Source organism: Paenibacillus fonticola DSM 21315, from assembly GCF_000381905.1.
Lineage (GTDB): Bacteria > Bacillota > Bacilli > Paenibacillales > Paenibacillaceae > Fontibacillus > Fontibacillus fonticola.
Genome location: NZ_KB907275.1, coordinates 1 through 26,102, shown reverse-complemented (window position 1 = coordinate 26,102; position 26,102 = coordinate 1). Strand labels below are relative to the sequence as shown.

The following is a 26,102-nucleotide window of genomic DNA, read 5'->3' as shown; positions in this document are numbered from 1 at the left end:
TTGATAGAATCGTAATTAAATCATTAGTAATCATTGGTAATCATCAGCTTCATTATCATTCAAAATTTTAAGTATTCCATCTATGTTTAAAGGTACTTCATTTTAATAGCAGCACATGTGATTTTTATCACGAGGGAAAACGCTATCAGTCTCCATATCTGTGGCAAACTGTTGAATAATCAAGTATAGGTCAGGTGCTGGTTTTGTAACCTCTCATCGTTTGGGGTTACAATAACAGTTAGAGAGATTTTAGACCGCAATATGAATGAACTATTCCAAACAGGGGCGGGGATTAGGAGTATGCCGGGTGTACAAGCAGGCAGGCACAAGGTGTCCTGCCGGGGAATATTGTTGGATAAGGATGGGACACTGCTCGACTTTATGGCTCTCTGGGGCGAATGGGCAGTAACGCTATTGGATTTGCTGGATAGTCATTTGGAACTGATCGGAGCCGAGCGTATTGGCAGCCGTTCTGCCTTACTGGGGCTAAAGCTTGATGAACAGCAGCAGCTTGCCGACTACGACAAGGCGGGCCCCCTTGCAATGGGGAGCGAGGAGGAAGTTACGGCACTGCTTGCCTGGCAGCTTTATGCGGCGGGAGTTCCCTGGAATGAAGCGCTGATGCAGGTCAGGCAGTTCAGCTCCTCAGCGATGATTGAACTGAAGCGGCGGCGAAATGCTAGGCCGATGCCGGGGCTTTCCAGCTTTTTAACGGCTTGCAAAGAGCAGGGAATCCAGCTTGCTGTCGTGACGTCAGATACGACGGCAGCAGCCCGGGAGCACTTGAGCTGGATGGGCATCGAGCATTATTTCGGTGCTGTCATCGGCAGAGATCGCGTGAGCATCGGCAAGCCTTTTCCCGACATGGCCTTACTTGCCTGTCAGGAGCTGGGCATCCTGCCGGAAGAGGCTGTCGTCGTCGGAGACAGCAACGGGGATATGCAGATGGGGAAGCAGGCAGGTGTCCAGTTGGCAATCGGGCTTGCCCCTGAAGGCGGCGGAGAAGCTTATTTGCTCGATGCGGATGTAATTATTCGTAGTTTTTCGGAAATACAAGTGGTTGAGGAGGCATGAATCGATTGAAAAATAGTAAAGTCGAGACGTTGGCAGCATGGGTGAACGAAAGCCGGAAAATTGTATTTTTCGGCGGGGCGGGCATTTCAACGGAAAGCGGCATTCCCGATTTTCGTTCAGCCGCAGGAATTTATCAGCAGGAGAAATCCTCCCCTTATTCGCCGGAGGAAATATTGAGCAGGCCGTTTTTTGACCGCCATCCGGAAGTATTTTACGACTTTTACAAGACGAAAATGATTCATCTTCATGCCGAGCCGAATCCGGCACATCGATTTTTGGCCTGGCTGGAGGCGGAGGGCAAGCTGGATGCCGTCATAACGCAAAATATCGACGGGCTCCACCAAAAGGCTGGAAGCCGCAAAGTGCTGGAACTGCACGGTTCCATCCACCGGAATTATTGCATGAGCTGCAGCCGTTTTCATAGCCTGGAGGACATTATGGTTATGACGGAGACGGTGCCAAGATGTAAAGCCTGCGGCGGGACCGTCAAGCCTGATGTCGTCTTGTATGGAGAAAATTTGGATAACGATGTTATTGAAAATACGGTGCAGGCGATCAGCGAGGCTGATTTGCTGCTCATCGGCGGCACATCTTTAACAGTTCAGCCTGCGGCTCATCTGGTTACATACTTTCGCGGCAAACAAACCGTGCTGTTAAATGCTTCGGCGACCGCGTACGATAGCCGGGCGGATTTAATTATTACGGAACCGATTGGCGCTGTGCTTGGCGAAGTAAAGTCGCTCCTGACAGAAGGCCCCTTTGAGGGGGAGTGACTAGAGAGGTAACCGTTTTCTTCTTTCTTGCCAAAGGGAATTGAACGAGATATGATATTTTGCGAAAGCTAATTTATTCCGGAAGGTAGGGGAACTAGATGGCATATATTGCTAATGAAGACCGCTACGAGTCAATGATATATAACCGTGTGGGCCGTTCCGGCCTTAAGCTTCCGGCCATATCGCTGGGGCTGTGGCATAATTTTGGCGGAGTGAACACGTTTGAAAATGGCCGGGAGATGATTCGCAGAGCTTTTGATCTTGGTATTACTCATTTCGATTTGGCAAACAATTACGGGCCGCCTCCAGGGTCTGCGGAAGAGATGTTCGGGGCAATTCTGAAAAAGGATCTGGCTTCCTATCGCGATGAATTGGTTATTTCCTCTAAAGCTGGCTACTATATGTGGCCGGGTCCTTACGGCGAATGGGGTTCGCGTAAATACTTAATTTCCAGTCTGGATCAAAGTCTTAAGCGCATGGGATTGGATTATGTAGATATTTTTTACTCGCATCGTTTTGATCCTGACACACCGCTTGAAGAAACGATGATGGCGCTGGACCAAATTGTCCGCTCCGGCAAGGCGCTGTATGTCGGGATTTCAAGCTATTCGGCTGAACAAACGAAGGAAGCGGTGGCGATTCTGAAGCAGCTCGGCACACCTCTGCTCATTCATCAGCCAAATTATTCGATGCTGGATCGTTGGATTGAGGATGGACTGCAGAATGTTCTGGAAGAGAACGGCGTAGGCAGCATCGCCTTCTGTCCGCTCGCGCAGGGGCTCTTAACGAACAAATATTTGAACGGAATCCCGGAGGATTCCCGGGCCAAAAATCCGACTGGCGCTTTGCAGGAAGCGCAGATTACGCCTGAAATGCTGCGCAAGGTGCGGGCGCTCAATCAGATGGCAGCTGCGCGGGGGCAGAGTCTGGCTCAATTCGCGCTAGCCTGGGTGCTGCGCGGAGGAAAAGTGACCTCCGCATTGATCGGCGCCAGCCGCGTCAGTCAAATCGAAGAAAACGTACAGGCATTAAACAAACTGGATTTCACCGAGGAGGAATTGAACCGGATCGAGACTATTTTGCATAGCCACGGTGATCATTAATTTGCAGCAAGGACCAGGCTGTCTCTGAGTAGCATTTCACTACTGGAGACAGCTTTTTATTTTTGCGGAGAGCCTTTTATTTTCCTGAGGCGCTTTTCCGGTATTCGCTTGGCGATTGCCCGTGAAAACGGCGGAACTGCCGCGAGAAATAAAGAGCGTCATTTAAACCGACAGAGGAAGAAATCTGTTCGATGGACAGTTCCGGCCGCTCGCGCAGCAATTGACGGGACTTGTCGATGCGCAGTTTCAGCAAATACGTCACAGGGGTTAGTCCGGTTTCTTTTTTAAATATGCGCGACAAATAAGCCCGGTTATATCCGAGACTTGCACACATCTCTTCAATCGATACATGATGGGCATATTGACTGGAAATATAATGGATCATCTGTTTGACGATTTTTTGGACCGCTGATTCGCCGGAAGGCAGCGTTGATTCCTTCAGGTGGGAATCTTCCGCTTCTGCCATAATGAGATGCAAGCAGCCAATAGAATATAGATGTGAACTCGGCTTCTTGCTTCTAAAGGATTGCAATACAGACAGAAGATGATGAGGGATGCCGCTGTCCGCAGGGGTGTGAATAACGGGGTGCTGCGGAGTCAGGCCGGCACGGGCGAGCAGCTCCGGGACCTTTTTTCCGGTAAATGCAATCCAGCGGTAACGCCACGGCGTATTTATGTCCGAAGCGTAACTGACCAGTTGATTCGGGTGGATGAGAAAGCCGTCTCCCGCCTGTAGTTCATATAATGCATACTCCGTCTGAAACCGGCCGGTTCCTGACTCGACATAGTGAAGTAAATAATAGTCGTATACTTTAGGGCCGACCCGGTGGTCGGAGCGGGTCTGGCTTTCGCCGGCAAACAAAATGTGCAGGTCGCTTTCATCAAACACTTCGGGGTTGGCAGCTGCGCTGTATGTTTCTTGTAACAAGATGTAAGCCTCCTTGAAGAGTGGGTCCGGTTAAGTCCGGCTAACTATATTTTACCTTGGAAGGTCATATTTATCCATACAAAACTCGCATACATACATTATCAAATTGAAGCGGAGTACTTATACTAAAAGCAAGAAAAGAATATGCCATGAAGATGGGGTGGACTTTGGATGAAGAAACAGGAAATAGAGCAGCTGTTCCAATCGCGTTATGGGGACAGTCAGGAGAACATTTTTATATTTAATGCACCAGGACGGGTTAATCTGATCGGGGAGCATATCGATTATAACGGAGGCTACGTCCTCCCGGCTGCGTTGGAATTCGGAACGACGCTTGCCGTACGCCGCCGGGGGGATCGGAAAGTAACATTTGCATCGGACAATTTTCCATACGTGGTTGAATATGATCTCGGCGAGCTGGGGCGTTCCAAAGGTGGGGAGTGGGTTGATTATCCGATCGGCGTCATCTCGGAGCTTGGCAAGCTTGACATCCCGCTGACAAGCGGCTATGACCTTCTGTATTACGGGGAAATTCCGAACGGAGCCGGACTTTCATCGTCCGCCTCGCTTGAAGTGGTCACTGCCTTTGCTCTGCTGGTGATGGAGGGAAAAGAGCAGGATAAGGTGGAAATTGCCAGATTGTCCCAAAGAGCCGAAAATCACTACGTAGGCGTGAACAGTGGAATTATGGATCAATTTGCTGTTGCAAACGGGGCGAAGGACCATGCGATATTGCTAATGTGCGACACGCTTGAATATGAGCTCGTGCCCTTCCGCACAGGATTGTATAAGCTGGTCATTGGCAATACGAACAAGCGGAGAGGGCTGGTCGATTCCAAATATAACGAGCGCCGTTCACAGTGTGATGAAGCGCTTAGCCTGCTGCAGGCTCACGAGCCGAAGCTGCAGTACTTGGCTCATCTGCAGCCCGAGCGCCTAAGGCAACTGGAGACGGTGTTTGACAATCGGGTGCTGCTGAACCGGGCCAAGCACGTGATCGAAGAAAACGCCAGAGTGTTGGCGTCCGTAGAGGCGTTGAAAGCAAATGATTTGCACCGCTTCGGCGAACTGATGAATGCATCGCATGATTCGCTCCGCGATTTGTATGAGGTGAGCTGCACAGAGTTGGATGTGATGGTGGAGGAAGCCCGGCAAATCGAGGGAACCCTTGGCTCGCGGATGACGGGAGCGGGATTTGGCGGCTGTACGGTTTCTCTAGTTCATGAGGATGCGGTAGCGTCATTCGTGGATCAAGTAGGCGACGCATATCGCCGGCGAACAGGCCTTGAAGCAGAGTTCTATGTATGCGGGGTAGGACATGGAGTGCATGAAATAAAGGAGGAGAATTAAAATGGCGATTTTGGTGACTGGCGGAGCCGGGTATATTGGATCCCATACGGTAGCGGAGCTGCTTGAACGGGGGAAAGAAGTTGTTGTAATTGACAACCTGCAGTCAGGACATCGTGAGGCACTGCTTGGCGGTAAATTGTATGAAGGCGACTTAAGGGATAAGGCGCTGTTGGCGAAACTGTTCGCGGAAAATGAGATTGAAGCGGTCATTCATTTCGCAGCGAACTCACTTGTTGGCGAGAGTATGCAGAACCCTGTCAAATATTATGATAACAACGTATACGGCACGCTCTGCCTGCTTGAAGCAATGGATGCTGCAAATGTCCGCCGCATTGTCTTCTCCTCTACGGCAGCTACTTACGGCGAACCTGAAAAAGTGCCGATTGAGGAAAGCGATCTGACCCGTCCGACGAACGTGTACGGCGAGACGAAGCTGACGATGGAGCGGATGATCAGCTGGTTCGATCAGGTGCTTGGGATTAAGTATGTTTCTTTGCGGTACTTTAATGCTGCCGGCGCACATGAGAGCGGGCGGATTGGCGAAGACCATCGTCCGGAAAGTCATCTTATTCCGCTTATATTACAGACGGCATTAGGACAGCGGCCTTCTATCTCCGTATTCGGCGACGATTACAATACGCCGGATGGCACATGTATTCGTGATTATATTCATGTCAGCGATCTGGCCGATGCCCATTTGCTGGCGGTCGAGCATCTGATCGGCGGCGGGGAGAGCAACGTGTTCAATTTGGGGAATGGACAAGGCTTCTCGGTCAAGGAGGTTATTGCGCAAGTACGTGAAGTGACGGGGCGTGATTTTCCGGTTGTTATTAGTCCAAGACGGGCCGGCGATCCAGGAGTGCTGATTGCTTCTTCGGATAAGGCCAGATCCATTCTTAAATGGCAGCCTTCCAGAAGCAGCCTGGATAACATTATCCGGAGCGCATGGGCATGGCATAGCGCAAACCCTGGCGGCTATGACGATTTCAAGTAAGGAGTGATTGCTGTGGCAGCTACAGAAAGAAGCAGGCAAGAAGCGCAGCAGGCGATAGAGCGATTGTTGCATTACGGTTTGGAGCATGGATTGTTTGATTACTGGGATATGGACTATACGCGCAATCGGCTGCTGGAGTTATTTGTACTGGATGAACCATGGACTGCGGATTTGGCTGATCTATCTCCTGGCGAGCTGCGCGAGCCGTTAGATGCTTTGATTGATTACGGCTTCGAAATCGGTCTGATTCCGGATAACTCCGATACGTATCGCGATTTGCTGGATGCGAAAATTATGGGCCAATTGATGCCCCGTCCTTCGGAGACAATCGCCGCTTTCAAGCAGACCGCAAACGAGCAGGGCATTGAAGCCGCGACTAAAGATTTTTATAAGCTGGCTGTGGACAGTAATTATATCCGTATGGACCGGGTCGCCAACAATATTTACTGGAATCAGGCGACACCCTACGGTGAGATGGAAATAACGATCAACCTGTCCAAACCGGAGAAGAGTCCAAAGGAGATTGCGATGGCGAAGCTGCTGCCTCCTCCGGTGTATCCGAAGTGCCAGCTATGCCGGGAAAATGTAGGCTACGCCGGGCGGGTCAACCATCCGGCAAGACAAAATTTGCGGGTAGTTCCGTTAGAGCTGAACAACGAGCCTTGGTTTTTCCAGTACTCGCCATATGTGTATTACAACGAGCACTGTATCGTTTTCCATCATGATCATGTGCCGATGAAGCTAACCCGGGACACCTTCCGGCGGCTGCTTGATTTTACGACGGAGTTTCCGCATTATTTCATTGGCTCCAACGCTGATCTACCGATCGTCGGGGGGTCCATACTGACCCATGATCATTTTCAAGGGGGCAAACATACTTTCCCGCTGGAAAAGGCGCCAGCCGAAGCGGTATTCCGGCATGAAGCGTTCCAGGGGATTACGGTCTCCATCGTGAAATGGCCGATGACCGTGCTGCGTTTGAACGGGCATGATCCTGCTGTGCTGCTTGACGCAGCCGACGATTTGTACGAGAAGTGGAAAAGCTATACCGACCCTGCAGCCGATGTGCTGGCGTTCACTGATGCGGACGCGGACGGCGAGGCTATTCCGCACAATACGGTAACGCCGATTGTACGCCGCGGAGCGGACGGCAGCTACGAGATGGACATCGTGCTGCGGAACAACCGGACCAATGAGGAGTACCCGGAGGGGATATTCCATCCGCACCGCGAAATGCACCACATTAAGAAGGAGAATATTGGCCTGATCGAAGTGATGGGCCTGGCGATTCTTCCTGGACGGCTGAAGGAGGAGCTTTCACAAATCGCTGGTATTCTAAGCGGAAATGCGGGGCTGTACGAGGAAGTGCTCGCCGATCCGGAATGCGGCCTGGCCGTTCATGCAGATTGGATTAAAGGGCTGGTGGCTCAGCATGGACACGGCCTAAGTCCAGAAGAAGCCGAGGCGCTGCTCCGCAATGAGGTCGGATTGAAATTTTCCGCGATTCTGGAGCATGCCGGCGTGTTCAAGGCAACAACTGCGGGCCGTGAGGCTTTCCGCAGATTCGTCAGCTCCGCAGGCTATCGCGAGTAAGTGACGCTTGGCTTGCGGGATGCAATTATTTTCCAGAGGTTTTTTAGCAAGAAGACTATTTCTCTATTCTATGTTGAATCTGAGGAGTAGTCTTTTTTTATTACTTATTCTATTACTTTTTCTATTATTTCTTCTATTACTTCTATTTCTTTTACCATTGAAATCTTATTTAACTGTATAGTTGGTATTTAAAATATGAAGTCTGATGCGACTTGCGCGTTTAGTTGGATTTCATGCTATTAAAATCAAGCTGATTGATTAGTTAGGCTAAACTACTTGTAATTAGTTACCTGAAAACCATCTGTTTCATAAAATCGGATATGATGAACTGAAATAAATACATCCAATGGTCTTATTTTGGTCATCCCGATGACTTACTTAGTTCATCCTGCCTTGCATCCCGCTTAGGTTATCTCGTCTGGGTTACCTCACTTGGTTGGATTAGCTCACTTGATTGGGTCACCTTACTTGGCTGGGTCACCTCACTTGGTTGGATCATCTCATTAACTTAGGTCGTCTCGACGATATGAGTTTGTGGAGAACCCTTATAATTGATCGATTGGCCGAGGTATCGCGAGATTGGCCGAAGTACCGGAAGCTTGGCCGAAGTATTGTCGGAAGTTTGTCGGAAAGTCTGCCCTTACTCGAAAAGTCTGCCCTTACTCGAAAAGTCTGCCCTTACTCGAAAAGTCTGCCCCTACTTGAAAAGTCTGCCCTTACTCGAAAAGTCTGTCTGAACACGGGAAGTCCACCCTGTCTCAGAAAGTCTAGCCTGACCAAATTCAGTTTTTAAAAGCGGTCGTACATAAAAACTTACTAAAGGTAAGCAGATTGTTTCTATTCAGTTTGAAGAGTATAATTTGAAGTGCAGTACATAATTTTAAGGGAAAAGCTGAATTAGGGTTTTAAGGGATAAACTAAATTAGGATACCTAAACAGGGAGGCATGCTTCATGAACTCTTTTCAATTCCATAATCCGACTAGACTTATTTTTGGCAAAGGACAATTAGCGGCTTTAAAAACGGAGGTTCCTAAATACGGCCGAAAAGTTTTGCTTGTATATGGTGGCGGAAGTATTAAGCGCAATGGTCTTTATGACGATGTAGTTGCACTCCTAAAGCAAATTGGAGCAGAGGTGACTGAACTGGCTGGCGTGGAGCCGAATCCTCGCTTATCGACGGTTCACCGCGGCGTAGAGCTATGCAAAACCGAAGGCATTGAGCTCGTTCTCGCAGTCGGCGGCGGCAGCGTTTTGGACTGCGCCAAGGCGATCGCTGCTGGAGCCAAGTATGATGGGGATATGTGGGACTTCGCCGAGCAAAAGGCGGTTCCTCAGGCTGCGTTACCGCTGGGGACCGTACTGACAATGGCAGCTACCGGATCGGAAATGAACGGCAACTCGGTTATTTCCAATGAGGAGACGGAGGAGAAGCTAGGCTGGGGCAGCCCGCTTGTATATCCGGTGTTCTCGATTTTAGATCCGGAAAACACGTTTACTTTGCCTAAAGATCAGACGGTGTACGGAATTGTCGATATTATGTCGCATGTGTTCGAGCATTATTTTCATAAGGAAACCAACACGCTGCTGCAGGACGAATTTTGTGAGGCTTTGCTGCGTACCGTTATTGAAACGGCGCCAAAATTGGTTGAGGATTTGGAGAGCTTCGATCACCGTGAGACCATTTTGCTTTCCGGAACGATGGCTCTAAATGGAGTGCTTAATATGGGACTTTCCGGGGACTGGGCCACTCACAACATTGAGCATGCCGTCTCTGCTGTATATGACATCCCGCATGGGGGAGGTCTGGCTATTCTGTTCCCGAATTGGATGAGCTACAATTTGCATCATGACGTAGCCCGCTTTAAACGATTGGCAGTAAAGGTGTTCGCTGTTGATCCAAGCGGAAAAACCGATGAGCAGGCAGCCGAGGAGGGAATCGCGGCACTTCGCGCCTTCTGGAGCTCTATTGGTGCGCCGAGCCGGCTTGCCGATTACGATATCGATGACAGCAAATTGGAGCTAATGGCGGATAAGGCCGTACGATTCGGGCCGTTTGGCAACTTCGCGAAGTTGAACAAAGAGGACGTATTGGAAATTTACCGTCGTTCATTGTAATTGCAGAATTACCAGATGAATACCAAATACCAGATGAATACCATATGATGAAAACTATATAAGGTGTACTAATTCAACTATCCGACCTATATAAATCTTGAAGAATAAAGAGCTGACCGATCAGTAGAACTACTGCTATTGGGCAGCTCTTTATGTTTTGATCGGAAGGTATGACTGCAATATAATGAAACGAATCCGTTTATTGCCGCGTATTACTAAATATAGGCACCCCATGGAAGGAGGAACGGTATGGAGGTCATGTTCTGGAGCTGTTTAGCTGGTGGAGTAATATTTACGCTAATCAGCGTCATTCTCGGCGACATTATCGGCAGCTGGCTGGACGGTATTTTTGATGCAATTTCTCTCGATTTTTTGAAGCCCATCATTCTAGCGTCCGCAGTAACAACGTTTGGAGGGGCTGGCATACTGCTGCTGCGCTATACAGGGCTGGGCCCGGTGCCCGTCGTTGTATTGTCCATTCTAATCGCTCTGTTTATGTCAATCGCCATTTACTTTGTTTATGTTAAACCGATGGAGAACAGCGAGAACTCGACAGGTTACTCCACCGCCGAACTTCCGGGCAAGCTGGGTGAAGTGACTGTGCCGATACCGGCTGAAGGATTTGGGGAGGTTATGGTCAATTTTGTTGCTGGCAACACGCTGCATATCGCATCCAGTTGGGATCACCAGGAGATTCCGGCAGGGACGCTGGTTGTCGTAGTGGATTCCAGTGACGGAGTAGTTCAAGTATCAAGGCTTTATGAGAATGAACAGGAAAGGGAGCTGGTGTAGCGTGATCGAAGGTATTCCTGATTTTTTGTTAATTCCGCTTATTGTCATTGCTGTTATTATTGTACTTGGTTTGGCATTTTGGGCCCGTTATAAAACGGTAAGCCCGGATGAAGCAATGATTGTAACAGGCTCGTTTCTCGGAAACAAAAACATTTCAGACGATGATACAGGCCGTAAAATTAAAATCGTACGCGGTGGCGGCGCATTTATTTGGCCTATTTTTCAAAAGGCGGAGTTTATGTCTCTTCTGTCGCATAAACTGGATGTCATGACTCCCGAAGTATATACCGAGCAGGGTGTTCCGGTATCTGCCGACGGCGTTGCGATCATTAAGGTTGGCAGCTCTGTTGAAGACGTGGCAACTGCGGCCGAGCAGTTTATGGGGAAGCCAATCGAATCTTTAAAAGGGGAAGCGCAGGAAGTGCTGGAAGGTCATCTTCGTTCGATTCTCGGCTCGATGACTGTTGAGGAAGTATATCGCAACCGGGATAAATTCGCGCAGGAGGTTCAAGGCGTCGCTGCCCGGGATTTGAAAAAAATGGGCTTGCAAATTGTGTCCTTTACAATTAAGGACGTACGCGACAAGCACGGTTATTTGGAGGCGCTTGGTAAGCCGCGTATAGCGGCGGTGAAGCGTGACGCTGAAATTGCTGAAGCGGAAGCGGTAAGGGATTCACGAATCCAGAAGGCGCTGGCTGAAGAATCCGGACAGAAGGCCGAACTGCTGCGCGACACGAACATTGCCGAAGCATCGAAAGAGAAGGAGCTTAAGGTCGCTTCCTTTAAGAAAGAACAGGATACTGCAAAAGCGGAAGCCGACCAGGCTTATCATATCCAGGAAGCGCGCGCGAAGCAGACGATGGTGGAAGAGCAGATGAAGGTTGAGCTCGTGCGCAAAGAGCGGGAAATTGACTTGCAGGATAAAGAAATTTTGGTGCGCCAGAAGCAGTATGACGCCGAAGTGAAGAAGAAGGCCGACGCCGATCGTTATGCGGTGGAGATTGCAGCTGAAGCGGATAAGGCTCGCAAAATACTGGAAGCTGATGCATTGCAGTATTCTATCGAGACGCAGGCCAAGGCATCAGCGGAGCAGAAGCGGCTGGAGGGTATTGCCATCGCCGATGCCGAGCGGGCTAAAGGTACAGCCGATGCAGAAATTATCCGGCTCAAAGGGCTAGCTGAAGCCGAAGCGAAAGAAAAGCTGGCCGATGCGTTCCAGAAATTTGGCGAGGCCGCGATTTTGGACATCGTCGTGCGGATGCTGCCGGAGCTAGCCGAGAAAATTGCCGAACCGTTGTCATCGATCGACAAATTGACCGTCGTAGACACCGGGAAGGGAGAAGGAGCGGCGCGGGTCAGCAATTATGTGACCGAGCTGATGGCTACGGCGCCGGAAATGCTGAAGAGCGTGTCTGGCATAGAGCTGGATAGCCTGATCAAAGGATTGACGAAAGGAAAATCGCTGCCGTCAGCACCTGCACATGCTCCTGCTATCGTCCCGGCATCGGCCGGTACGCCTTCGACGGTTGTTCCGTCTTCTCCAGCTACATCCGCAGGCACGGCCGGCCCTTCTGTAATCCAGGAGAGCGCCGCCTCTTCGGAGCAAAACTCTTAATCCGGCATGGAGTAAATCTGAATCAGGTGTTGGATTAATTTCGCAAATAAAGGAACATCTGTTGATCTTTCGTTGAAGAGTGTAATATAGCGTCCCGCCGTCAAGGCGTGACGCTTTTATATTGTGCTTTACTATGGTAGAATTTATAATTCATAGGGTAGGATTTTGTAAGCAAGAGAGGTGCAATTGTGAGCACGCTGCATGTAGCCAAAGTGTTGAATAACAATGTCATCATCGCGAATCACCCGGAACATGGCGAAGTTGTGGTCATCGAGAAGGGCATCGGATTTAATCGGAAGCAGGGCGCATCCATCCCGCTTGATGCGGTAGAGAAGATGTTCATTTTGACAAATCAGCAGGAGCAGGAGCAGTATAAACAGCTTGTTCCTCAAGTGGATGAAAATTTAATCGAAGTGATTGGAGAAATTATTAAGTATATATCCCAGAAAACGAATACAGTGCTGAATGAACATATTCATATTGCATTAACGGATCATATTTCGTTTGCCATAAAACGGCTCGAACAAGATATTGCCATTCATAATCCATTTTTGTTCGAGACGAAAGAAATATATCCTCTGGAATACGAACTGGCCGAGTATGCTATCCATCTAATTCACGAGAAATTGGGAGTCGATCTAGGAGAAGATGAGATCGGTTTTGTCGCTCTTCACATCAACAGTGCAATGACGAACCGGCATGTCAGCGAGGTGCGGGAGCATACGCAATTGATCACCGACCTTGTTAATATGGTGGAAGAGGAATTGAAGCTGAGAATTTTACGGCATTCACTGGATTATTCCCGTCTGCTGACTCATTTAAGGTTCGCAATTGAACGGATAAGGCGCGGGGAGAAAGTCGCTGTCGTGGAGAAGTTGGAAGCGCTGCTAAGTCAGGAATATCCAGACCTGTATGAACTGGCTTACAGACTGACAAAAGTTATGGAGCAGAGGCTGAACAAGCCGGTATACCAGGCAGAAATCAGTTATTTGACAATGCATTTGCACCGGCTGACGGTTCATCATAAATGATAAGTTGCCGGAAGCTTGACACATTCTTTATCTTCCTGATATACTCGAGTCGTTAAGCAACAAAAGAATATAACAATGTGTAACTGATTCGATCAGGCATGAGTTGATTTAAAGTACGTTGATTGCATCGCGTCCATGCGGGGTATTATATCCGTAGGAGATATGTATGCAAGCGGGGTACTTTTTAATAGCTCATGCTTTTTTGTTGTTTACGCTTAGAGAGAAAGTATGTAGGAGGATGGATATGTTTAAACGCTTTTTTGGCGTGCTGCAACGGGTGGGCAAGGCGCTGATGCTGCCTGTGGCGTTGCTGCCAGCGGCTGGATTGCTGCTTGGACTTGGAAACATGCTTGTTAGCCCGGATTTTCTGGAGATGGTTCCAGCTCTGGATAACAATATAGTACATGCGATTGCCACAGTTATGATGAATGCGGGGCAAATCGTATTTACTAACCTGGCGCTGCTGTTCGCGGTCGGGGTTGCAGTAGGGCTTGCAGGCGGAGATGGCGTTGCAGGGCTTGCGGCTATTATCGGCTACCTCGTCATGAATGTGACGATGGGAACAGTCATCGGGGTAACACCGTCTATGGTAGGAAGCGATCCGGCTTACGCCGACGTTCTTGGTATTCCAACTTTGGCGACGGGCGTATTTGGAGGCGTTATTGTAGGTATTCTTGCAGCTTCGATGTATAAACGCTTTTTCAAAATCGAGCTGCCTTCATATCTTGGATTTTTTGCGGGTAAACGGTTTGTACCGATTATGACCGCAGGGACATCTGTGCTACTCGGTTTGCTTATGGTTATTGTTTGGCCGCCGATCCAGACAGGATTGAATACGGTGTCGCACTTTATGCTTGAGCAGAACAGGACGTTATCTGCATTCGTATTTGGAATTATTGAACGCGGGCTCATTCCATTTGGTCTTCATCATATTTTTTATTCACCGTTCTGGTTTGAATTTGGAGAGTACGTGAACAAGGCAGGCCAACTAGTTCGCGGGGATCAGCAAATTTTCATGCAGCAACTTCGGGACGGGGTCGCCTTTACTGCCGGCACATTCACAACGGGAAAATACCCATTTATGATGTTCGGGTTGCCGGCTGCTGCGCTGGCGATTTATCATGAAGCTAAGCCCGCTCATAAAAAATATGTCGCCGGGATTATGGGATCGGCTGCGCTCACATCATTATTGACAGGAATTACGGAGCCGCTGGAGTTTTCATTCTTATTCGTAGCTCCCCTTCTGTTTGTAGTACACTGCTTGTTTGCCGGATTGTCCTTTATGACAATGCATTTGCTTGATGTTAAAATCGGAATGACCTTCTCCGGCGGATTGATCGACTTCCTCATTTTCGGGGTAATTCCAGGACGTACGGCTTGGTGGAACGTCATTATCGTAGGTTTGATCCTTGCCGTTATTTACTACTTCGGGTTCCGTTTTGTCATTCGCAAGTTCAATCTGAAGACGCCTGGGCGTGAGGATGAATCGGCCGGAGAGGACAGCGGCGAACAAGGGGCTAAGGTGAAGCAGGATGAACTTCCATACAATATTCTCGCGGCGCTGGGCGGGAAGGACAACATTGTTCATCTCGATGCTTGCATTACCCGTCTTCGCGTTGAAGTGAAGGAAAAATCGGAAGTGAACAAGGACCGCCTCAAAAATTTGGGCGCCTCTGGAGTTCTTGAAGTTGGCAACAACGTTCAAGCCATTTTTGGCACAAGATCCGATACGATTAAAACTCAAATCGGCGATATAATGAGTGGTAAGACCCCGGCAACTTTGCCTGCTGTTACAGCGGAGAAGCCAGCCGAGGTGGAACAGCAAGCTGCGGAAGAAGGAAAGGCCATTATCGATGAGGATATTGTAATGCCGGCCAGCGGTGAACTGATGAATATTACCGAGGTGCCTGATCCTGTATTTTCCGAGAAAATGACGGGCGACGGCTTTGCCGTTCTGCCGCATGAGGGAACGATTTGTTCCCCGGTATATGGTAAAGTTTTCAATGTGTTCCCTAGTAAGCATGCGATTGGTATTTTGTCTGATGGGGGCAAGGAAGTTCTCGTGCATATCGGAGTGAATACGGTGAAGCTGAAAGGGCAAGGATTTAAAGTGCTTGTCGAAGAAGGGGATCTCGTTGCGGCGGGACAGCCCATTTTGGAAGTAGATATCGCTTATGTGAAAGAAAATGCGAAATCCTTGATTTCACCGGTCATTTTCTCTAATCTTCCGGAAGGTTCCGTCGTCGAGTTGAACAAGACCGGAACGGTGAAAGCCGGGACAGGAAAGATCATTACCATTAAATAAGTACACTCAAGGGTATAAAATCCCTTATCATTAAGATGAGGGATTTCCAAATAAACTATAACATAACAGAAAGCGAGATGTAGCAACGATGGAAAGAGTATTTAAAATTACGGATGAAGACGGTATTCATGCACGCCCAGCCACTGCGCTGGTAAATACAGCAAACAAGTTTGGCGGCGCTGAGGTTTTTGCGGAGGCAAATGGCAAAAAGGTAACATTGAAGTCCATTCTTGGCGTTTTGTCCCTCGGTCTCGAGCAAGGGGATTTGATTACTTTGTCTGTTGAAGGAGACAATGCCGCAGATGCTCTTCAAGCGCTCACTGATGTAATGGTCAATGAAGGGTTAGGCGAAGTGAATGCTTAACATCAACGGTATTGCCGCATCGGCAGGTGTGGCGATCGCCCCGGTATTTAAATTAGAGCATCCCGATTATACGGTAAAGCGCCGGGAGATCGAAGACCCTGCGGCTGAAAATGTTCGCCTGGATGAAGCTTTATCGAAATCACAGCAGGAGCTAGAGGCAATTAAGGAAGGAACGCTTCAAGAGCTGGGGGAGAAGAAAGCGGAGATCTTTGAATCTCATTTGCTTATTCTGAACGATCCTGAGCTGCTGACGCCAGTCCGGGACAAAATTACATCGGAGAAAGTCAGTGCGGAATATGCATTGAATGAAACTGCGCAGCAGTTCATCGCGATGTTCGAAAATATGAAGAGCGCTTATCTCCGCGAACGGGCAGCCGATATGAAAGACGTAACTAAGCGTGTGCTCACTCATCTGCTTGGACTCAGTTATGTGAATCCCGCAGAGATTAGCCAGGAAGTTATCGTTGTTGCCGAAGACCTCACCCCTTCGGACACCGCTCAGCTTAACCGGAAATATGTTAAGGGATTTACGACGAATATCGGGGGACGCACCTCCCACTCGGCCATCATGGCCCGTTCCCTGGAAATTCCGGCTGTCGTTGGGACGAAGGATATTTTAAGCCAGGTCAATAACGGTGATCTGCTTATCGTTGATGGCTTGGATGGCACAGTGATTGTAAACCCTTCTTCAGAGGTTGTAGAGCAATATACCGCTAAGCGGGATAAGTATCTGCAGCAGATTGAGGAATGGAAAAAGCTGCGCGAGGTTCCAACCGTGTCCAAAGACGGGATTCATGTGGAACTGGCTGCCAATATCGGAACGCCAAACGATGTCGAAGGTGTGCTTGATAACGGCGGCGAAGGCGTAGGGCTGTACCGTACCGAGTTCCTATATATGGGACGAACCGAGCTTCCTTCGGAGGAAGTACAGTTCAACGCTTATAAGACGGTGCTTGAGCGTATGGAAGGCAAGCCTGTTGTCGTAAGAACTCTCGATATCGGCGGGGATAAAGAGCTGCCTTATTTGGAGTTGCCGAAAGAGATGAATCCATTCCTGGGCTTCAGAGCTGTACGTCTTTGTTTGGAGCGGACGGACATTTTCCGTACCCAGCTCCGCGCATTGCTTCGGGCCAGCACTTATGGCAATTTGCGTATTATGTTCCCGATGATTGCCACGCTGGATGAGTTCCGGCAGGCCAAAGCTTTATTGCTTGAAGAAAAGGAAAAACTGGCAGCAGAAGGTGTGGCCGTCTCCGAAGAAATTCAGATCGGCATCATGGTGGAAATTCCATCTACCGCTGTATTGGCTGATCAGTTTGCCAAGGAAGTAGACTTCTTCAGCATCGGTACGAATGATTTGATTCAATACACGATGGCTGCTGACCGGATGAACGAGCGCGTCTCGTACTTGTACCAGCCATACAATCCAGCGATTTTGCGCTTGGTGAAAATGGTCATTGATGCGGCTCATAAGGAAGGGCGCTGGGCAGGAATGTGCGGGGAAATGGCAGGAGATGCGACTGCGATTCCACTGCTGCTAGGACTTGGCCTCGATGAATTCAGCATGAGCGCAACATCCATCCTTCCAGCCCGCTCGCAAATTGCCAAGCTTTCCAAAGGCGAAATGCAGGAATTAGCGGCTAAGGCGCTGCAAATGAGCACTGCCGAAGAAGTGGTTGAGCTCGTGCGCGGGATCAATCTGTCCTAAAAGGTTATTCGTTTTTCCAACTTTTCCAACAATAATGGGTTTCCTTACAGCCGGTGCGTATGCACCGGTTTTTTTCGTGTCGCGAGCCTAGCATCTGCTGATACAGCAAGTACGTTAGGATAACAGCGGTTTTGGGTAAAATAACAATATGGCTTTGCCATGGCATATATTGAGGAGGGTGTTCCATTATGACTACGAGTAAGGACCAGCACACGCTGCACGTAGATGTCTCAAAGCGAACGGAATTTAGCCGTTCATCGCTGAACCGCTTAAGGGGGAGCGGGCGGATTCCCGCCGTTGTTTATGGTGGAGGCTCAGACGGGATATCCATCCATGTGGAGGAGAAGCAGCTTGCCAAAGTGGCACGCACGGGGCGCTCGGAGTTGTTTGACCTGCATATTGAAGGAGGCGGCAGCTTTCCGGTATTGATAAAGGAAATGCAACGCCGCAATGGCAAGGTCACTCATGTTGATTTTCAAAAAGTATCCAAAAATAAACCGATCCGCGTCAGGGTACCGCTTGTTTATACGGGTACGGCTGAAGGGACAAAGATCGGCGGCATATTGCAGGTTCAAGCGACAGAGCTTGAGGTTGAAGGGCTGCCGGATGCATTGCCTGCCGGGCTGGAAGTTGATGTAACATCCCTAAATACGGGCGATAAACTGATTGCAGCAAATGTAACCTTGCCGGGAGGGATAACATTAGTCGGCGGAGAGGATGAGTTGCTGGCCTCTGTCGTATTGCCGCGTTTGGCGGAAGCAGAGGGCGAAGCGGAGAATGATTCCACCGAGGCCGGAGCTGCTGATGCTGCAGGAGATACGGGGGATAAATAATAACAGTTAGGTCAAGACGGTCTATAGGGCCGTCTTGTTGCCATTTTCGAGGCAAATGAACAGAGCCAATTTATGCTAAATGGGGTAGTTTTCGAACATTCCTTTGTAACTAGGTTAGTTACTACTGTATAATGTGGTTATGCAAATTTTAAGAAAGAGGGGATAGCATGCCACCTAAGAAAAAGAGCAGTACGCTGGCGCAGCGTAAGACAGAACAAAAGAAGCAGGAACAGCAGCAGAGGAAAAGACGGATCATTTGGTTTTCCACTGTAGGGGTACTGTTGGCCTTATGCATTATAGTGTTATCGATTCAGCCAAAACCCAAAGAAGAAGCCTTTGCCTATGCTAGCCTACCCGTGCTCGGCAATCCGGATGCTCCGGTGAAAATCGTTGAATTTGGTGATTATAAATGCCCGGCATGCAGTAATTTCAATGAGCTGATCAAGCCGCAAATCCAAAGCGATTATATAGAGCAGGGCAAGGTCGCCTTCTACTTTATGAATTATCCGTTTCTTGATCGGGATTCCGATACGGCTGCTCTCGCCGCGCAGGCTGTCTACCATCAAAATAAGGAAGCCTTTTGGGACTATTTTGACGCCTTGTACAAAAATCAGGGCGATGAAAATGAGGAATGGGCAACCGTTGATTTTCTAGTCGAGCTTGCTGAGAAGGAGAGCATCGCAATTGATTATGACCTGCTTCGTAAAGATATAGAAGAACGGACGTATTTGAAAGATGTGGAAGAGCATAGAAACAAAGCAAGCGAGCTAAGAGTTAGTGGAACGCCAACGCTCTTTATTAATGGCAAGGAGTTTTATGGCGGCTACTCAGATTACCCTGGAATTCAGAAGGCGATCGAAAATGAGCTGAAGGGGAGTTAGTGATGGCGCGAGGATCGGTGCGTGCTTTTTTTAGAGAATACGGCATTTATTTCGCCTGGCTTGTGTCGATGGTCGCTACTGCTGGGAGTTTGTATTTAAGTGAAGTGCTGTATTATGAGCCCTGCAAGCTGTGCTGGTTCCAGCGCATTTTCATGTATCCGTTAGTCATATTACTCGGAATGGCGGCGTTTCGCAACGATCGGAAGATTCTAGTTTATGCCATTCCGCTTAGCATCATCGGAGGGTCTATTTCTACCTATCATTACGCTCAGCAAAAAATTCCCGGCCTGGCGCAGTTATTGCCGTGTAAAGTAGGGATACCATGCAACGTCGATTATTTGAATTGGTGGGGATTTGTGACGATTCCTTTGATGGCTTTAGTTGCCTTTATACTGATTACTTTATGTCTTTTTATTGCTAGAGATTCGTCAATTGAGGAATAATTCAGAAATAGTTTGAAGGATGCCCCTTCGGCCATTTGAATGGCCAATGGGGCTTTTTTGCATAGTGTTGGGACCTCACTGCAGCGGCTAGTCATATTTGGGTTCGTTCCAAAAAATGCAAGTGCAACATTTCGGCAGCCTGGATCGTTATTGTTAATGGAGGTGCATAATGAATAAGAGCAGAGTAATGACGCTATTTGCAGCAGTACTGCTGACATTGTCTTTGTCGCTAACCGCCTGCAGTAAAACGGATCAACCAGAAACACCAGCAAATTCGAATGCCGGGAATAGCCAAATTCGGGATGAAGCAAATCCTTCTGATGAGGCGCAGGACGAGGAAGTCAAGCAGGGGAAAGGTCATTTCACCGGTATGATCGATAATCACTCTGTAGAAATAGAAGTTAATGGACAACCGATGGCATTCCAGATGGATGCTTCTATATCGGCTATAGCTGAGGAATTGGCTCCGAATGAACCGGTTGAGTTTGCATATGTAGAGAAGGCCGTCGAAGGAGATGATACGTTAAAACAGCTGATGCTGACCCAGTTGGGAAAAGCTTCGCAACCGGAACCAGCAGCAGGGTTGCCTGCGACCAAACAGCTGGAAGTAGAACTGGAAGGGATGAAGGAAGAACGGAGCGCCAATTTGACTGAGGGCAAGGGGTATGCGCTTTATGTGTTTGATATTTTTACCTTCGATTCCGAGACGGATACTTTGAGTATGAATTATGATCCAAATTACAAGGTGAAGATTGTTAAGCTGCCTTCTGATTACAATACGGAACAGCTGGTGTTGGAGGCTAAAGAAAAGCTGGCGGACACAGGTAAGGCAGAGGAAGTAAACAGCGGGATCATGCACAAGTTCATGCCCGGTACTTCGGTTTTTCTGGAGGCGACTGGAAAAGAACTGACCCAGCAGTATATCGTCAAAGAGATTGATGGGCAAGGATATTGTTTCGAGCTGAACATTCCGCATGGGGAGCCTTCGGAAGGCTTCGTGCCATTAGCCTATGCCTCCTTGAATTCCATTGTAACGAAATGACTGAACAATGAATATAACCTTAGCGAGAGCGATCTTGCTAAGGTTATTTCATTTTAAACCGGACATAACATCTGGTTCGGCGGATTAGAGAAGCTGTTGTGACAAGTGCCTAGCCGTTCGCATATGATGCCAAAGACATTAATTACTGGGCAAAGGAGAGAACGGCTTGAAGAAGAACAGAACCCCGAGAACCGGTAGAACAAAAAAGTCACTCTACTATGTGGATAATCCGGATATTGATGAGCTTAAGCTGCTGGAGGATGACAGGATTGAACGACGAGCCGGTCCGAAGGAAATCAAAATCCACCAATCTGCAGCGCTCGTAATGTCTCCTCATGGGGAGGATTTGGAGACCATATCGGATGCCTCTTCGGAGGAGTCGGCAAGCGCCAAGCGTGAGGAGCAGGGAGCAACGAAGGAAACCAGCTTTGTGGAAGAGGATGAACAACCGCTTCCAGCGGTGAATTTGGAGGCGCACTTGGCGGAGAAGAAAACACCGCTTGCAAGCGAAGGGATTATTTATACGAGCGATTTGACAGATGCCGCCGTTACGGGGGCGAAGATCGCCCCTTATACGATCGATGCTTCGCGAATCAAGTATGGGACGATTGGTACCGCCTGGTTAGCAGATTACGCTGTACAAGGCATCAAGATTGCCGATGGTGCCGTAACCTCTTCTAAAATCGCGGCTGAGTCGATTACGGGCGAACATTTGGTAGATGGCTCCATTGAGGGAAGAGCAATCAGAAATCGTTCGATTAGCGGTGAGAAGCTTCAGAATGGAAGCATTACCTCGGATAAGCTGGCGGACGGAATTATCGGAGCCGATAAGCTGGCAAATCATTCGATTCAGAGCCGTCACTTGAGCGATTGGATCGTGACTACGGATTTGCTGCAGGATCAGGCGGTGACTTCGGATAAAATAATAAGCGGAGGCATTCAAACGATTAATTTGGCGAACGGAGTCATCGATAACTCCAAACTTGCTGAGCAAGCGGTCACTTCGTCGAAGCTGCGTGACGGATGCGTGACGGCGTCAAAAATCCAGGATGGCATCATTGAAGGCCGGCATTTAGGTGAGAATGCAATTACTGCACGGAACCTGACTCCCGGATTAATCGGCAAAGAACAGTTGGCGAGCCCTAGTGTAGGAGCGAACCACTTGGAAAAAAATATTATCGCTTCGCAGCATATTGAGGAGAATGCTATATATTCCAAGCACATTTCCCCCGAAGCGGTTGACCGAATCCATATACGGGCAAGCAGCATTGGGGAAGAGCATATCCGGTCAGGCGAAATAAAGGGAAGACATCTTGCCGATCGCAGCATCCTTTCGACGAAGCTGGCCGATCAATCTGTAGGCACAACGCAAATCGTTGAGCAAGCAGTCACCTCCTCAAAAATTGCCGATCAAAGTATTTTACCGCAGAAATTAGCGGATGAATCCGTACTCACAAGACATCTTACCCCGGGCTCGGTTCAAAAAGGGCAGCTTGCCTTCGGCGCGGTTACGTCCCGGCATATTGCGGTCGATTCCGTGCAGGGAGAGCATATAGCTACCCATGCGATCGATGAATGGCATATTGCGGAAGAAGCCGTAACCGGAGCAAAAATTGGCGATGGAGAAATATCAGAACGGCATTTGGCTGAGGATTCGATTTCAACCCTGCAGCTTCAGGACGGTTCAGTGACAAGTGAGAAGCTGATGGATGGGAGTGTGACCGGAAATAAAATCGCGGACGGAGCAGTAAGCAGCTTGGCGATAGGTACTGAAGCAATCCACTCCCGCCATCTTGTTCCCGGCTTAATTCATACACTTCATTTAACTCCGGGTAGTGTGGGTGGAGAGCAACTGCAAGCTGGTGCTGTAGGGGAGGAGCAAATTAATCAAGGAGCTGTGTTCTCCCATCATTTACAGGATCATGTCGTTACTTCGCTGAAATTGTCGCCTGAAAGCGTCACAAGCGATAAAATAAATGATTTGGCTGTAACATCATCCAAGCTTGCAGAAGGAAGTGTAGTTTCCTCCAAAATAGCCGATGCAGCGATCCAGAGCCAGCATTTATCTAAGGGTGTTGTCCAAAGCGAGTTGTTGGCGGATGAAGCGATATTATCCGGACATTTAGCCCCCGAATCCGTCACAGCCAGGCATGTGGGAGCAGGTGTATTGAAATCCCATCATTTATCAGACGGCTCTGTATCGGAACGGGCGCTGGAGGACGGCGCGGTTTCAGCGGCAAAGCTAAGAGAGGGTGCGGTTCAGCCCACTCATTTAACAAAAGGGATCATTAGCAGCCAGCATATTGGTGATGAGTCTGTGGAGTCGCAGCATATAAAACCTCAAAATATTACAGCCTCCCATTTGGCGCCGGAATTGTATCGTGACGGATTGCTTCCGGCAGGCGGGATAAGCGGAAATAGTTTGCAGTCCGGGTCTATCAATCGAAAGCATCTGCAGCCCGGATCAGTTGATGAGGTTGTGCTGCAGCCCGGCGTCGTTGGCTCCCTCCATTTACAGCTCCGGTCCGTGCAGAATCATCATATAACCGCCGAATCAGTCGCGAGTGAACATTTGGCCGACCGTCTTGTGGAGTCCCGCCATTTATCCGAAGGCGCTGTGGGTGGGCAGCATATTGCTGACGAAGCGCTCGACTCCCGCCATATTCGGCCGCAGGCAGTGCAGATAGGGCATTTGTCCACTGACTTGCAGCGGGATGGGCTGCTGCCGGAGAGAGGGATTGACGGCAGTGATATCGTACTGGGCTCCATCAGCCGGGGGCATCTTCAAACCGGGGTGATCAACGGAGAATTACTGCAGGGAGGATCCGTTGACTCATCCCACTTGCAGTCGGGTTCTGTACAAAGCCATCACTTAGCGAAAGAAAGCATTCAGAGCGATCATTTGGCAAACGGAGCAGTTGGCGGCCAACATTTGTCCGAGGGAGGCGTTAACGGAAATCATCTCGCAGAAGCGTCTATTGCTGCCCGCCATGTGCAGGCCCAGGCGGTGCAAGCAAAGCATTTATCAGCCGAGCTGCAGAGGGAAGGGCTGCTGCCGGAGAGAGGAATTGTAGGCAGTGACATCGTACCGGACTCCATCAGCAGGGTACATCTAAAGGATGGGGCGGTAGACAGCGATGTGCTGCAGCGGGAATCCGTCGGCTCGACTAAATTGCAGCCGCGCTCGGTACAGCGCCATCATTTGAGCGATGAGTCGGTCATCAGTCAGCATCTGACAGAGGCTGCTGTTCAATCGCACCATCTGTCCAAGGGCAGTGTAGCTGGGGAGCATATTGCCGAGGCCGCTCTTGATTCCCATCATATTCGGCCTCATGCAGTTCAGATGGAGCACTTGTCAGTTGATTTACAGCGGGACGGACTGCTTCCGGAGAGAGGGATTGTGGGGAGCGACCTGGTGGAGGGTTCGATCGGCCGTACTCATTTGCAGGCAGGCATCGTAGATGGTGTCGTATTGCAGGCAGAATCCGTCGGCTCATCGCACATCGAAGCTGGAGCGGTGCAGAGCTATCATTTGGCGGACGAATCGATTCAAAGCGATCATATGACGGCTGGCTTAGTGGAATCCCGTCATTTGTCTGGGGGGAGTGTAGCTGGAAGCCACATCGCCGATGCTGCGATAGAATCACGGCATATCCAGCCCCAGGCCGTACATGTAGAGCAATTATCGGCCAAACTGCGCGCAGAAGGTCTCCTGCCCGAGAAAGGGATTCAGGGAAGTGATCTGATCGCCGGCTCGATCAGCCGTACTCATTTGCAGGCGGGCATCGTGGATGGCGCCGTCTTGCAGGGGGAATCCGTCGGTTCATCGCATATCGAGGCCGGAGCGGTGCAGAGCTATCATTTGGCGGACGAATTGATTCAAAGCCACCATATGACGGCCGGTCTTGTGGAATCCCGCCATCTGTCCGAGGGAAGCGTAGCTGGAAACCACATTGCCAAGGCAGCGATTGAATCGCGGCATATCCAGCCCGATGCCGTACATGTGGAGCAATTATCGGCCGAACTGCGCGCAAAAGGTCTCCTGCCCGAGAAAGGGATTCAGGGAAGTGATCTGATCGCTGGCTCGATCAGCCGTACTCATTTGCAGGCGGGGGCTGTAGATGGGGGAGTGCTCCAGAAGGAATCGATTGGATCACTGCATTTACAGGCAGGATCAATACAAAGCTCCCATTTGGCGGATGAATTGATCCAGAGCCGGCACTTGTCATCAGGCATAGTGGCATCTGAGCATTTATCCGAGGGGAGTGTAGACGGAAAGCATATTGCCGAGGCTGCGCTTGATTCATGCCATATTCGGGCTCAAGCGATACAGGTGAAGCATTTAGCGATCGATTTGCAGCGTAACGGACTACTCCCGGAGAGAGGGATTATAGGAAGCGATCTGGTGGCGGGCTCGATCGGGCGTACTCATTTGCAGGCGGGTATCGTGGATGGCGCCGTAATGCAGGAGGAATCGGTCGGTTCATCCCATATCGAAGCCGGAGCGGTTCAGAGCTATCATTTGGCTAATGAGTCGATACAAAGCCACCATCTTACGGCGGGCCTTGTGGAATCCCGTCATCTGTCCGAGGACAGCGTGGCTGGAGAACATATCGCTGAAGCAGCGGTAGAATCGCAGCATCTTCAGTCTGAAGCTGTACAATTGGATCATTTATCGGGTGAACTGCGCCGGGATGGACTGCTGCCCGAAGGCGGAGTGAGCGGAAGCGATCTGGCGGCGGGCTCGATCGGGCGCACTCATTTGCAGGCGGGCATCGTGGATGGCGCCGTATTGCAGGAGGAATCGGTCGGTTCATCCCATATCGAAGCTGGAGCGGTTCAAAGCTATCATTTGGCGGATGAATCGATACAAAGCCACCATCTTACGGCGGGGCTTGTGGAATCCCGTCATCTGTCCGAGAACAGCGTGGCTGGAGAACATATCGCTGAAGCAGCGGTAGAATCGCGGCATCTCCAGTCTGAAGCTGTACAATTGGATCATTTATCGGGTGAACTGCGCCGGAACGGACTGCTGCCCGAAGGCGGAGTGAGCGGAAGCGACCTGGCGGCGGGCTCGATCGGGCGCACTCATTTGCAGGCGGGTATCGTGGATGGCGCCGTATTGCAGAGTGAATCGGTCGGTTCATCCCATATCGA

19 protein-coding genes are annotated in these 26,102 nt (G+C 49.6%); 18 read left to right on the top strand and 1 reads right to left on the bottom strand.

The annotated features are described in order from the left end of the window. The first annotated feature begins 300 nt into the window (after nucleotides 1-300). The 3 genes from G358_RS0124345 to mgrA all read left to right on the top strand — a co-directional run bounded on the left by G358_RS0124345 (nucleotide 301) and on the right by mgrA (nucleotide 2,950). A complete protein-coding gene (locus G358_RS0124345; protein WP_019639877.1) occupies nucleotides 301-1,074 on the top strand; it encodes an HAD family hydrolase in 774 nt (257 codons plus the stop codon). 5 nt (nucleotides 1,075-1,079) lie between these two features. Next, nucleotides 1,080-1,847, top strand: coding sequence for an NAD-dependent protein deacylase (locus G358_RS0124340; protein WP_019639876.1), 768 nt, complete (start codon nucleotides 1,080-1,082; stop codon nucleotides 1,845-1,847). A gap of 98 nt (nucleotides 1,848-1,945) precedes the next feature. Continuing rightward, nucleotides 1,946-2,950 (top strand): L-glyceraldehyde 3-phosphate reductase, encoded by a 1,005-nt coding sequence (mgrA, locus tag G358_RS0124335; protein ID WP_019639875.1) that lies wholly within the window; start codon nucleotides 1,946-1,948, stop codon nucleotides 2,948-2,950. Between the two features lie 76 nt (nucleotides 2,951-3,026). Here mgrA and G358_RS0124330 read toward each other — a convergent pair whose 3' ends face one another. Further along, a complete protein-coding gene (locus G358_RS0124330; protein WP_019639874.1) occupies nucleotides 3,027-3,878 on the bottom strand; it encodes an AraC family transcriptional regulator in 852 nt (283 codons plus the stop codon). A gap of 171 nt (nucleotides 3,879-4,049) precedes the next feature. Here G358_RS0124330 and G358_RS0124325 point away from each other — a divergent pair, with 171 nt between their 5' ends. The 15 genes from G358_RS0124325 to G358_RS31915 form a co-directional block, all read left to right on the top strand. Then, nucleotides 4,050-5,228 carry a galactokinase gene (locus G358_RS0124325; RefSeq protein WP_019639873.1) on the top strand — a complete coding sequence of 393 codons (1,179 nt, stop codon included), beginning with the start codon at nucleotides 4,050-4,052 and terminating at the stop codon, nucleotides 5,226-5,228. Nucleotide 5,229: 1 nt separating this feature from the next. Continuing rightward, nucleotides 5,230-6,222, top strand: coding sequence for a UDP-glucose 4-epimerase GalE (gene galE, locus G358_RS0124320; RefSeq protein WP_019639872.1), 993 nt, complete (start codon nucleotides 5,230-5,232; stop codon nucleotides 6,220-6,222). Between the two features lie 12 nt (nucleotides 6,223-6,234). Further along, nucleotides 6,235-7,815 carry a UDP-glucose--hexose-1-phosphate uridylyltransferase gene (locus tag G358_RS0124315; protein WP_019639871.1) on the top strand — a complete coding sequence of 527 codons (1,581 nt, stop codon included), beginning with the start codon at nucleotides 6,235-6,237 and terminating at the stop codon, nucleotides 7,813-7,815. Nucleotides 7,816-8,767: 952 nt separating this feature from the next. Next, nucleotides 8,768-9,931 carry an iron-containing alcohol dehydrogenase gene (locus G358_RS0124310; RefSeq protein WP_019639870.1) on the top strand — a complete coding sequence of 388 codons (1,164 nt, stop codon included), beginning with the start codon at nucleotides 8,768-8,770 and terminating at the stop codon, nucleotides 9,929-9,931. A 249-nt stretch (nucleotides 9,932-10,180) separates the two neighbouring features. Then, nucleotides 10,181-10,723, top strand: coding sequence for an NfeD family membrane protein (locus tag G358_RS0124305; RefSeq protein WP_019639869.1), 543 nt, complete (start codon nucleotides 10,181-10,183; stop codon nucleotides 10,721-10,723). A 1-nt stretch (nucleotide 10,724) separates the two neighbouring features. Beyond that, nucleotides 10,725-12,338, top strand: coding sequence for a flotillin family protein (locus G358_RS0124300; RefSeq protein ID WP_019639868.1), 1,614 nt, complete (start codon nucleotides 10,725-10,727; stop codon nucleotides 12,336-12,338). A gap of 188 nt (nucleotides 12,339-12,526) precedes the next feature. After that, entirely contained in the window at nucleotides 12,527-13,369 is an 843-nt protein-coding gene (gene glcT, locus G358_RS0124295) for a glucose PTS transporter transcription antiterminator GlcT (RefSeq protein ID WP_019639867.1), read from the top strand. A 244-nt stretch (nucleotides 13,370-13,613) separates the two neighbouring features. Beyond that, nucleotides 13,614-15,674, top strand: coding sequence for a glucose-specific PTS transporter subunit IIBC (gene ptsG / locus G358_RS0124290; RefSeq protein WP_019639866.1), 2,061 nt, complete (start codon nucleotides 13,614-13,616; stop codon nucleotides 15,672-15,674). Nucleotides 15,675-15,762: 88 nt separating this feature from the next. Next, a complete protein-coding gene (locus tag G358_RS0124285; protein WP_019639865.1) occupies nucleotides 15,763-16,038 on the top strand; it encodes an HPr family phosphocarrier protein in 276 nt (91 codons plus the stop codon). Then, nucleotides 16,031-17,746: a phosphoenolpyruvate--protein phosphotransferase gene (gene ptsP, locus G358_RS0124280; protein ID WP_019639864.1), complete on the top strand. Its 1,716-nt coding sequence runs from the start codon at nucleotides 16,031-16,033 to the stop codon at nucleotides 17,744-17,746. The genes G358_RS0124285 and ptsP overlap by 8 nt, the downstream gene beginning before the upstream one ends. Nucleotides 17,747-17,934: 188 nt before the next feature. Continuing rightward, nucleotides 17,935-18,579, top strand: coding sequence for a 50S ribosomal protein L25 (locus G358_RS0124275; RefSeq protein ID WP_019639863.1), 645 nt, complete (start codon nucleotides 17,935-17,937; stop codon nucleotides 18,577-18,579). Between the two features lie 167 nt (nucleotides 18,580-18,746). After that, nucleotides 18,747-19,460 carry a DsbA family protein gene (locus tag G358_RS0124270; RefSeq protein ID WP_019639862.1) on the top strand — a complete coding sequence of 238 codons (714 nt, stop codon included), beginning with the start codon at nucleotides 18,747-18,749 and terminating at the stop codon, nucleotides 19,458-19,460. Between the two features lie 2 nt (nucleotides 19,461-19,462). Beyond that, entirely contained in the window at nucleotides 19,463-19,903 is a 441-nt protein-coding gene (locus G358_RS0124265; RefSeq protein ID WP_019639861.1) for a disulfide oxidoreductase, read from the top strand. A gap of 169 nt (nucleotides 19,904-20,072) precedes the next feature. After that, nucleotides 20,073-20,945, top strand: a complete 873-nt coding sequence (locus G358_RS0124260; RefSeq protein WP_019639860.1) for a hypothetical protein — start codon at nucleotides 20,073-20,075, stop codon at nucleotides 20,943-20,945. 166 nt (nucleotides 20,946-21,111) lie between these two features. Continuing rightward, nucleotides 21,112-26,102, top strand: a 4,991-nt coding sequence (locus G358_RS31915; RefSeq protein ID WP_019639859.1) for a hypothetical protein, incomplete at its 3' end; no start/stop codon positions are given.

Bases quoted from the DNA above. Each gene is read 5' to 3' on its own strand.
- ptsP (WP_019639864.1), top strand. From the start codon at position 16,031: ATGCTTAACATCAACGGTATTGCCGCATCGGCAGGTGTGGCGATCGCC.
- G358_RS0124325 (WP_019639873.1), top strand. From the start codon at position 4,050: ATGAAGAAACAGGAAATAGAGCAGCTGTTCCAATCGCGTTATGGGGAC.
- G358_RS0124285 (WP_019639865.1), top strand. From the start codon at position 15,763: ATGGAAAGAGTATTTAAAATTACGGATGAAGACGGTATTCATGCACGC.
- G358_RS0124275 (WP_019639863.1), top strand. From the start codon at position 17,935: ATGACTACGAGTAAGGACCAGCACACGCTGCACGTAGATGTCTCAAAG.
- G358_RS0124345 (WP_019639877.1), top strand. From the start codon at position 301: ATGCCGGGTGTACAAGCAGGCAGGCACAAGGTGTCCTGCCGGGGAATA.
- ptsG (WP_019639866.1), top strand. From the start codon at position 13,614: ATGTTTAAACGCTTTTTTGGCGTGCTGCAACGGGTGGGCAAGGCGCTG.
- G358_RS0124260 (WP_019639860.1), top strand. From the start codon at position 20,073: ATGAATAAGAGCAGAGTAATGACGCTATTTGCAGCAGTACTGCTGACA.
- mgrA (WP_019639875.1), top strand. From the start codon at position 1,946: ATGGCATATATTGCTAATGAAGACCGCTACGAGTCAATGATATATAAC.
- G358_RS0124265 (WP_019639861.1), top strand. From the start codon at position 19,463: ATGGCGCGAGGATCGGTGCGTGCTTTTTTTAGAGAATACGGCATTTAT.
- galE (WP_019639872.1), top strand. From the start codon at position 5,230: ATGGCGATTTTGGTGACTGGCGGAGCCGGGTATATTGGATCCCATACG.
- G358_RS0124310 (WP_019639870.1), top strand. From the start codon at position 8,768: ATGAACTCTTTTCAATTCCATAATCCGACTAGACTTATTTTTGGCAAA.
- G358_RS0124305 (WP_019639869.1), top strand. From the start codon at position 10,181: ATGGAGGTCATGTTCTGGAGCTGTTTAGCTGGTGGAGTAATATTTACG.
- G358_RS0124270 (WP_019639862.1), top strand. From the start codon at position 18,747: ATGCCACCTAAGAAAAAGAGCAGTACGCTGGCGCAGCGTAAGACAGAA.